This is a genomic window from Nocardioides sp., from assembly GCF_036401255.1.
Taxonomy (GTDB): domain Bacteria; phylum Actinomycetota; class Actinomycetes; order Propionibacteriales; family Nocardioidaceae; genus Nocardioides.
This window is the reverse complement of sequence record NZ_DASWVI010000404.1, coordinates 1-8,154: the sequence shown is the minus strand read 5'-3', so window position 1 is coordinate 8,154 and position 8,154 is coordinate 1. Positions and strand designations below refer to the sequence as shown.

The 8,154-nt window shown below is 72.0% G+C and carries 12 protein-coding genes; 2 read left to right on the top strand and 10 right to left on the bottom strand.

From position 1 onward, the window contains the following. From VGD85_RS18840 to VGD85_RS18815, 6 genes are all read right to left on the bottom strand, one after another. A partial coding sequence (locus tag VGD85_RS18840; protein WP_331064963.1) for a hypothetical protein occupies positions 1-191 on the bottom strand: 191 nt, incomplete at its 3' end. 126 nt (positions 192-317) lie between these two features. Beyond that, entirely contained in the window at positions 318-872 is a 555-nt protein-coding gene (locus VGD85_RS18835; RefSeq protein ID WP_331064962.1) for a TIGR03086 family metal-binding protein, read from the bottom strand. A 124-nt stretch (positions 873-996) separates the two neighbouring features. Continuing rightward, the gene (locus VGD85_RS18830) at positions 997-1,356 is read right to left on the bottom strand and encodes a hypothetical protein (RefSeq protein WP_331064961.1); all 360 of its coding nucleotides are present in this window, start codon (positions 1,354-1,356) and stop codon (positions 997-999) included. Between the two features lie 46 nt (positions 1,357-1,402). Further along, positions 1,403-1,861, bottom strand: coding sequence for a hypothetical protein (locus VGD85_RS18825; RefSeq protein ID WP_331064960.1), 459 nt, complete (start codon positions 1,859-1,861; stop codon positions 1,403-1,405). 11 nt (positions 1,862-1,872) lie between these two features. Further along, positions 1,873-2,313 carry a hypothetical protein gene (locus VGD85_RS18820; protein WP_331064959.1) on the bottom strand — a complete coding sequence of 147 codons (441 nt, stop codon included), beginning with the start codon at positions 2,311-2,313 and terminating at the stop codon, positions 1,873-1,875. Beyond that, positions 2,286-3,161, bottom strand: coding sequence for a hypothetical protein (locus VGD85_RS18815; RefSeq protein ID WP_331064958.1), 876 nt, complete (start codon positions 3,159-3,161; stop codon positions 2,286-2,288). Before VGD85_RS18815 ends, VGD85_RS18820 begins: the two co-directional genes overlap by 28 nt. Positions 3,162-3,267: 106 nt before the next feature. On the opposite strand from VGD85_RS18815, the gene VGD85_RS18810 reads away from it, so the two are divergent. Then, complete coding sequence (locus tag VGD85_RS18810) at positions 3,268-3,930, top strand: hypothetical protein (protein WP_331064957.1); 663 nt, start codon at positions 3,268-3,270, stop codon at positions 3,928-3,930. Positions 3,931-3,933: 3 nt separating this feature from the next. Here VGD85_RS18810 and VGD85_RS18805 read toward each other — a convergent pair whose 3' ends face one another. From VGD85_RS18805 to VGD85_RS18790, 4 genes are read right to left on the bottom strand one after another with little or no spacing between them, the layout of a single operon-like run. Further along, on the bottom strand, positions 3,934-5,004 hold the full coding sequence (locus tag VGD85_RS18805) for an NAD(P)H-dependent flavin oxidoreductase (protein WP_331064956.1): 1,071 nt from the start codon (positions 5,002-5,004) through the stop codon (positions 3,934-3,936). Further along, positions 4,994-5,758, bottom strand: a complete 765-nt coding sequence (locus tag VGD85_RS18800) for a CoA-transferase (RefSeq protein WP_331064955.1) — start codon at positions 5,756-5,758, stop codon at positions 4,994-4,996. Before VGD85_RS18800 ends, VGD85_RS18805 begins: the two co-directional genes overlap by 11 nt. Beyond that, the gene (locus tag VGD85_RS18795) at positions 5,755-6,636 is read right to left on the bottom strand and encodes a CoA transferase subunit A (RefSeq protein ID WP_331064954.1); all 882 of its coding nucleotides are present in this window, start codon (positions 6,634-6,636) and stop codon (positions 5,755-5,757) included. The genes VGD85_RS18800 and VGD85_RS18795 overlap by 4 nt, the downstream gene beginning before the upstream one ends. Next, positions 6,633-7,403, bottom strand: coding sequence for an enoyl-CoA hydratase family protein (locus VGD85_RS18790; RefSeq protein WP_331064953.1), 771 nt, complete (start codon positions 7,401-7,403; stop codon positions 6,633-6,635). The genes VGD85_RS18795 and VGD85_RS18790 overlap by 4 nt, the downstream gene beginning before the upstream one ends. A gap of 38 nt (positions 7,404-7,441) precedes the next feature. Between VGD85_RS18790 and VGD85_RS18785 the strand changes: the two genes are divergently transcribed. Beyond that, positions 7,442-8,154 (top strand): SDR family oxidoreductase (locus VGD85_RS18785; protein ID WP_331064952.1); only part of this gene is annotated, 713 nt, incomplete at its 3' end.

The window sequence follows — 8,154 nt, the reverse complement described above, 5'->3', positions numbered from 1 at the left end:
CCATCGCGGACCTGCTTGGCTGCTGCAGCGGCGCTCTTGGCGACGCCGTGGCGGTAGTCGCGGTGCAGGGCGTCGCAGTTCGAGTAGTACTTGCCGGCCGCGACGGCCTCGGTCGCCGTGGCGGCGACGACCGCGATGGGCAGCGCGGTGACGGCGACGGCACAGAAGACCGCGCCTGTGCGAGTGATCATGGTTCCCCCCTGGATGAGCGATGGACGCCGCGGATCGGAGACGGTGGCGCCGCGCCAACGCCGCGAACATACCGCCGCGACCGCGCTCGGTCCGCGGAACCGGAGAGATCGGGCGAGGTCGCTCGCCTACGGCCGGCGGCCGAACATGTCGAGCAGCCGGAGTTGAGGGTCGGCGTCGGGTGGGAGCGTGCCGCTCGGGCCGTCGCCGTACGCGCCGAAGGCGAGGATCTCGTCCACGTGGGGCTCGACGAGCTCGAGCAGGCCGGCGACGATCTGTGGATCGAGGGTCTCGTCCTGGCCCGCGGCGCGCAGCAGGTCCCACGCATGTACGACGAGGTCGATGAGGCGGAACCGCAGGAACTCCTCCGCGCTGATGTCGCCCTTCGGTCCGTCGAGGATCTGTCCCGGCGCTGCAGCGGCAAACCCGTCCCGCTGCCGCAGGGCCGACTCGACGACCGCGGCGACCGGGTCGTCGCCGAGCTGGTCGCCGCCGAGGCGGCCGCGGGCCTCGTCGCGGCCGACCCCCGCGAGCAGCATCGCGGTGAACCGGTTGCCGACCACCACGTGCTCCACGAGCTCGCGCACCGAGACCTCCGACGGGGTCGGCAGGTCCCACGAGTCCACCGGCAGCTGGCGCACCACGCGCTCGAACTCGGCCGACGCCGCCTCGATCAGCTCCACGGCCGCAGCCTAAGGCGTCGCCCGGGACGCGGAGCCGAACGACCAAACAGTTTCACGGAGCAGCAGGTCCCGCGGAGTGCGGCGCCCGACGGTGACTTTGTGCAGTTCGGCTACGCGGGTCGGGTCAGTCCAGCACCAGGAACAGCCCGACGACCGTCGGCACCAGGCCCAGCAGCAGCCACGGGGAGATGAACTTCTTCTGGTGGATCGCCCGGAAGACGACGACCGCGATGATGCCGAAGGCGCCAGCCAGGATGCTGAGGCCGACCTGCGCGTCGGTGCGGGACTCGTCGACGTAGACGGCCGCGATCACGAGGCCGGCGGCGAGGTGGCCGATGGTGGTGGCGGCGAGCACGGAGAGCACCCAGCGCTGCACGGGCTCGAGGCTCATCACGCCCTGGCCGGTCGGCTTGATGACCTCGCGGTGGAGGTTGTCGGGGTCCATCAGGTGCCGCGGGCGCTTGCGGACGGGCTGCTCGGTCACGCCACCATTCTCCCGCGCCCGCGGCACTCTGAGCGTGCGGGGTGCGTCACGCGAGCACAGGAGTGCGGCGGCGGGCGAAGACCAGCGCACCGAACAGGACGGCGTACGCCGCGATCGCGACCACGGCGCCGGCCAGCGCGACCAGGAAGCTCAGGTCGTAGATCGCGTCGGAGTAGCCGAACACCTGGGTCAGCACGGAGAGCCGGCTGTCCTCGGTGTCGCCGAAGTCCGGCATGAACGCCCCGAGCACGAACAGACCCGCCCACGTGCCGAGCTGGGCCCACGCCTGCAGCGGGGTCAGCGCTCGCGGCCGCCCGTCCTGGGTGTAGGCGAGCACGGTGGTGACCAGGAGTGCGACCAGGGCGATCGGCACCACCGAGACCAGGAGGATCAACAGGAACCAGCCGCCCACGCCGAACACGATCCGCCCGGACCACACCCACGCGACCAGGACCAGGTTCACCGGGATCATCCACAGCAGCGTCTGCCGCCCCAGGGTGCTCACGGACGCACAGGCTAGGGCACCAACCACCACGGGCTGGTGTACGCGATGCCGAGGTCGTTGCATGGGTGGCCCTCCGGCCCGGGCGTGCCGTTGGCCTGGGTCGGGTCGGAGATCCGCAGCAGCACCCAGTCGCCCTCCCCGACGTCGAGGGGTACGCCGAACTCCACCACCGGACCGACCCGGAACTCCTCGACGTGGGCCACCGTGGGCGCGTCGGTGCCCGGCCGCAGCACCTGGATGGCCAGCGACCGCCCCACCCAGGACTCGTCGCGGGCCAGGTCGAGACGGAACCGGACCGTCCCGGATCGCAGCGGCAGCTCCGAGCCCATCCGCCGCACCGCCCCGCCCGGAGTCGTGGCGGTGGCGTCGACCCGCAGTCCCGACGTACGCGTCGCGAAGAACCGTCGCGCCCGCATGGCCTCCTTCACCCCCGCCCGGGAGTGCTCGGCCACCACAGCCCGGTGCGGCCCTTGCCCTCCGGGAACCCCCAGTCGGTGCCGTGCTCGTCGGTGACGCCGCTGATGCCGGTGCGCCAACCCGCGTCGAGGCAGGCGACCAGGGGCGAGGACCTCCCGTCGGTCCACCCCTCGAACAGGAAGTCGTCGCGGCGGTTGAACATCTCCAGCGACACCACCTGGTCGCGGACCCGCGGGTCGTAGGTGAACTCCTGGAAGCGCCCCGGCTCCCGCCCCGGGTGGTTGAACCCGGCGAGGCCGTCGGCACCGCCGTCGAGGATCAGCCCCGGCTCGCGCCGCAGCCAATCCAGCAGCGGCTGCATCAGGCCTGCCTGGAGGACGTCGGTGTAGTGCTCGGTGAACCACACGTTGACGTGCCCCAGCAGCGGCTCGGACCACTCGAAGCCGCGGATCGCGGTGAACGCGCCGTCGACGTTCGCCGCGTCGGCGTACTCCTGCGTGCGGCGCCAGCCGCTCCGGGTGAGCCCGCCGACCTGGGTGTACTCCGGCGGCAGCAGCCCGGCGAGCACGTCGCCCAGGAGGTTGTCCGACAGCGTCGCGTGGTCGGTGAGCGCGGCGACGTCGAGGCCGGCGGCGCGCATCGAGTCGAACGCAAGGGCCGGGTCGCCGTCTCCGTCGGAGAGCAGCGTGTGGTTGTGCAGGTCGGCGTGCACAAGCCGGGTTCCGCGAGTCAGCCGGGACCCCCGGGCCGCGCCCGTGCCGGCGACGGCGCCGGTCTGGTAGCCCAGCGAGGAGGCGAGCAGCAGGCCGGTGCCCGCCGCCAGCGTGGCGCGCCGGGTGAGCGGTCGGGAGGGGAGCGCTGCGTGGTGGTGGCCGTCGCACATGCCCGGCCCAACGCCGGCGCGGCCCCGGAGTGACGCCGCTCCCGGGTGAACGTTCGGCGACATCCACCCCCTGTAGGCTGCCCGGCGTCCGGGTACGACGACAGGGGTGCAGATGATCGGGCTGCCGGCTCACGGCTTCGTGCTGCTGTCGATGCCCAAGTGCGCCTCGACCTCGCTGGTCCGCTCGCTGCAGGGCCACGCGGAGCTGGTGCTGCGGGTCAACCCCCGGCTCAAGCACATGAACTGCCGCAGCTTCCACACGCTGATGGTCCCGGTGCTGCGCAGCGCCGGCTACGAGCGCGAGGACTACGAGGTCGTCTCGCTGTTCCGCGAGCCCACCGCCTGGATCGAGTCGTGGTGGCGCTACCGCCAGCGCCCGAGCCTGGCGAAGGTCGACCCCGCGAAGTACACCGGCGACGTCAGCTTCGAGGAGTTCGTGGGCAGGTACGTCGACGGCGACCCGGGCCCGGGCACGCTCCGCGGCCGTCCGGCGAAGTTCGTCGCACTGAGCGACGACCTCGACCTCGGCGTGGACCGCCTGTTCGCGCTCGAGCAGCCGCAGGTGTGGCAGACCTGGATCGGCGCGAAGGTCGGCGGCGGCATCGACGTCAGCACCGACAACCGCTCGACCGTGCGCCCCGAGCCGCAGCTGAGCCGCACGATGCGCGCGCGGCTCGACGAGTTCTTCGCGCCGGAGTACGCGATCTACGAGCAGTTGCGCGCCACCGGCGAGTGGGCGCCGCCCCGCGGCCTCGTACCCGGCCGCTAGCTCCTAGAGCACGTACGACGAGGCGCGACGCAGCTCGGCCGCCGCCCGGGTGACCACCCGGTCGATCAGCTCCTCGCAGGTCGGCAGGTCGTCGATCAGGCCGACCACCTGCCCGCTCGCCAGCACGCCCGCGGAGGTGTCGCCCTCGACGAGCCCTGCCTTGAGCATCATCGGGGTGTTGGCCGCCAGCGCCATCTGGGCGAGCGTGCGGCCCTGGGTCTTGCGCATCGCCCGGCCGTCCTTGAGGAGCGCGGGCCAAGTCATCCCGGTCGACCGCTTGAACTCCAGCGTGCGCCGCATCGTCGGGCCCAGCCGGCGTACGGCGCTGGTCCCCTCGAGCTCCTCGACGAGGTCGGTGCGCAGCATCCGGTGGGGCATGCCGTCGACCTTGGCGGTCACGACGGTGTCGGTGAGGCCGCGCTCGAGGTAGAGGCGCTTGACCGCGTCGGGCACGGCGCTGTCCTGGGTGAGCAGGAAGCGGGTGCCCATGCCGACCCCGGCGGCGCCGTAGGACAGCGCGGCCGCCAGCCCGCGACCGTCGAAGAACCCGCCGGCCGCGACCACCGGGATGTCCACGGCGTCGAGCACCGTCGGCAGCAGCAGCGTCGTCGGCACCGGCCCGGTGTGTCCGCCACCCTCGCCGCCCTGCACCATCACCGCGTCGGCACCCCAGGCGGCGACCTTGACGGCGTGCTTCGCCGCGCCGACCGACGGCATCACGACGATGCCGTGCTCCTTGAGCGTGGCGATCAGCTCGGGCTTGGGAGCGAGCGCGAACGACGCGACCTTGACGCCGTGGTCGATCAGCAGCCGGCAGCGGTCGGGGGCGTCGGCGGCGTCGGCGCGCAGGTTGACCCCGAACGGCTGGTCGGTGCGGCCCTTGACCTCGACGATCGCTCGCTCGAGCTCCTGGATCGTCATCGTCGCGCTGGCCAGGACGCCGAGGCCGCCGGCGTTCGCGGTGCCGCTGACCAGCCGCGGTCCGGAGACCCAGCCCATGCCGGTCTGCACGACCGGGTGGCGGACCCCGACGAGATCGGTGAACGGCGTGCGCAGCAGCTGCTCAGTCGCCATCCGGGACCTCCTTGAAGCGCAGGCCCTGGGGGTCCAGCACCTCGCGGATGAGGATCTGCTCCTCCATCGTGGGCTCGCGCGTGGTGGGTACGTCGGCGGGCACCTCGAGCTCGAACCCGGTCGCCTCGCGCACCTCGTCGACGCTGACGCCCGGGTGGACGCTGAGCAGCCGCACCGTGTCGTCAGTGCCCTCCACGTCGAAGACGCCGAGGTTGCTGACGATGCGGTGGATGTCGTTGTAACGGGCGGCGGCCGAGCCGGCCTCCTTGGCGAGCTTGGGTCCCACGCCGGAGACGATGTCGACGCGCTCGACGAAGACGCGCGGGGAGTGCCTGGGCACCCAGTAGGACGTGCGGTTGTTCACGGTGTTGCCCGGGGCGCCGCGGCTGCCGAGCAGCTGCCGCTTCGGCTGCGCCCAGTCGCCGATCGCCGAGATGTTCTGGTTGCCGTGCCGGTCGACCTGGGTGGCGCCCATCATCACGTGGCGCAAGCCTGCGGCAACCACGTCGAAGACCTTGCGGAACGGGATCCAGCCCTCCACGACCTCCTGCTTGGCGTGGATCGGCGGGACGCCGGCCAGGAACAGCGACTCGCCGTCGGAGATCACCAGGTCCGGGTTGCTGGTCAGCTTGGCCAGCCGGACCCCCAGCATCGGCAGCAGCCCCATCGGGCTGGCGAAGATCTCGCCGTCGTCCTTGAACGCGTCCGCGATCGCCGCGGCGCAGACGTCGGCCCTGGTCACGCCGGTGCTCATGCCTGCTCCTCCCCGAACGCCCGGACCGCGGCCTGGTACGCCGCCTCGTCGCCCGCCAGGAACCGGTTGTGGAACGCCGACCAGTCCTCGTCGGGCCCGCCCGCGGCCGCGGCGTACGCCTTCTGGAAGCGCTCGTCGCGCTCGTAGTCGGGGGTGCAGGTGGTGAAGTGCGCGCCGTTCGGTGTCTCGACCACGCCGGTGACCAACATCCGGCTCAGCAGGAGCCGCTGGACGGGGGTGTCGACGGTGAGGCCGGCGGTGTCGACGATCTGCTCGACCGACACGTAGGCGCGGTCGGCGGCCATGCAGAAGAGGTCGTCGAAGTAGGGGTCGGGCCCGAGGTACGCCGCGTTGCCGTGCCGATCGGCCCGGTTGAGGTGGACGAGCGCGACGTCGAGGTGCAGCGCGGGGACCGCGACGAGCTCCTCGCGGTCGTCGTAGGGACTCGTGACCGTCTTGATCTGAGGTTGGTTGACCAGCACGTCGGAACCGAGGCCCGCGCGCATCGGCAGGAACGGCAGCCGCTGGGCCGCGGCGCGCAGGCCGGTCTGGAACATCCCCTCGTCGAGCTCGACGAGCTCGGGGATCGTGCCCTCCTGGCGGGCCTTCTGGAAGTTCGGCTCCAGGGGGATCGAGTCGAGGGAGACGAACGCGAAGACCAGCCTGCGGATCTTCCCCGCGCGGGCGAGCAGGCCGACGTCGGCGCCGCCCCAGCTGACGATGGTGAGGTCCCTGAGGTCGCTGCGCAGGATCGCCCGGACGAGCGCCATCGGCTTGCGGCGCGGCCCCCAGCCGCCGATGCCGATCGTCATGCCGTCGCGGAGCTCGGCGACGACCTCGTCGATCGTCATGCGCTTGTCGCGTGGTCCCCTGGTCATCCCTTGCTCTTCTCCGTCCCGGCGCTGTGCCGATTCACAAACGTGTCGCGCAGCTCGTCACTGACGCCGGCGAGGTTGAGCTCGAACGTGAACCCCTGCTCGAACCGGTAGCTCTTGTTGACGTCGACGGGGTCGATGCCGTTGAGCGCCTCCTTGGCGGCGCGGATCACCCGCGTGTCCTTGGCGGCGATCTCGCCGGCGACCTGCAGCGCGGCGTCGTCGAGCCGGTCGCGCGGGACGACCTCGAGGACCGAGCCGAACTGCACGAGGTCGGTCGCCTTGATCGTGCGGGCGGTGAAGTACAGCGTGCGCATCATGTGCTGCGGCACCAGCCGGGCCATGTGGGTGGCGGCCCCGAGCGCCCCCTGGTTGACCTCCGGCACGCCGAAGTAGGCGTCGTCGCTCGCCACGACACAGTCGGCGTTGCCGACCAGGCCGACGCCGCCGCCCAGGCAGAACCCGTTGACGGCCGCGACGACCGGGACCGCGCACTCGTAGACCGCCTTGAACGCCGCGAAGCAGCCCTTGTTGGCGCCGAGGAGGGCCTCGAAGCCACTGGTGTGCTGCATCTCCTTGATGTCGACGCCGGCGTTGAAGCCGCGGCCCTCCGCCCGGAGCACGACGACCCTGGTGGCCGGGTCGCGCCCGGCCTCGTCCAGCGCGGCGGCGAGGTCGTACCAGCCTTGGACGGTCAAGGCGTTGACCGGAGGCGCGTCCATCGTCACCGCCCTGATGCCGTCGTCGCGGAGCTCGGAAGTGATCGCCATGGCGCCCAACCTAACACTTGCTTGGTATGGTGGTCCGCATGTCGCTGGCCGTGGACCTCTCCGGACGGGTCGCCCTCGTCACGGGCGGGACCCGCGGGATCGGTCTCGGCATCACCCGGGCGCTGCTCGCTGCGGGCGCGTCCGTGGTGACCTGCTCGCGTTCGGAGGTCGAGCCGGTGCCGGGGACCACGCATCGGGTGTGCGACGTGCGCGACCCGGACGCGGTGCAGTCGCTAATGGGCTCGTTGGACCGGCTGGACATCCTCGTCAACAACGCCGGGGGCGCCCCGGCGACCGAGGCCGCTACCGCGTCGCCGCGGTTCCATGAGCGGGTCGTCGGCCTGAACCTGCTCGCCCCGTTGCTGTGCGCGCAGGCCGCCAACGCGGTCATGCAGCGGCAGCCGTCGGGCGGGACGATCGTCAACATCTCCTCGATCTCGGCCCACCGGCCCGCGCCGACGATCGCCGCGTACGCCGCCGCCAAGGCCGGCCTCGACTCGCTGACCGCCTCGCTCGCGATGGAGTGGGCGCCGAAGGTGCGTGTCAACGCGATCGACGTCGGCCTGTGCCGCACCGAGCAGAGCGACGACCACTACGGCGACGACGCCTCGGTGGCCGCGATCGAGCGCACGATCCCGCTCGGCCGGATGGCCGACCCGGTCGAGGTGGGGAACGTCGCGGCGTTCCTGGCCAGCGACCTCGCGTCGTACGTCTCCGGGGCGAGCATCGCCTGTCACGGCGGGGGAGAGCC

Bases quoted from the DNA above. Each gene is read 5' to 3' on its own strand.
- VGD85_RS18815 (WP_331064958.1), bottom strand. From the start codon at position 3,161: ATGTGCGACGGCCACCACCACGCAGCGCTCCCCTCCCGACCGCTCACC.
- VGD85_RS18805 (WP_331064956.1), bottom strand. From the start codon at position 5,004: ATGGCGACTGAGCAGCTGCTGCGCACGCCGTTCACCGATCTCGTCGGG.
- VGD85_RS18800 (WP_331064955.1), bottom strand. From the start codon at position 5,758: ATGAGCACCGGCGTGACCAGGGCCGACGTCTGCGCCGCGGCGATCGCG.
- VGD85_RS18795 (WP_331064954.1), bottom strand. From the start codon at position 6,636: ATGACCAGGGGACCACGCGACAAGCGCATGACGATCGACGAGGTCGTC.
- VGD85_RS18790 (WP_331064953.1), bottom strand. From the start codon at position 7,403: ATGGCGATCACTTCCGAGCTCCGCGACGACGGCATCAGGGCGGTGACG.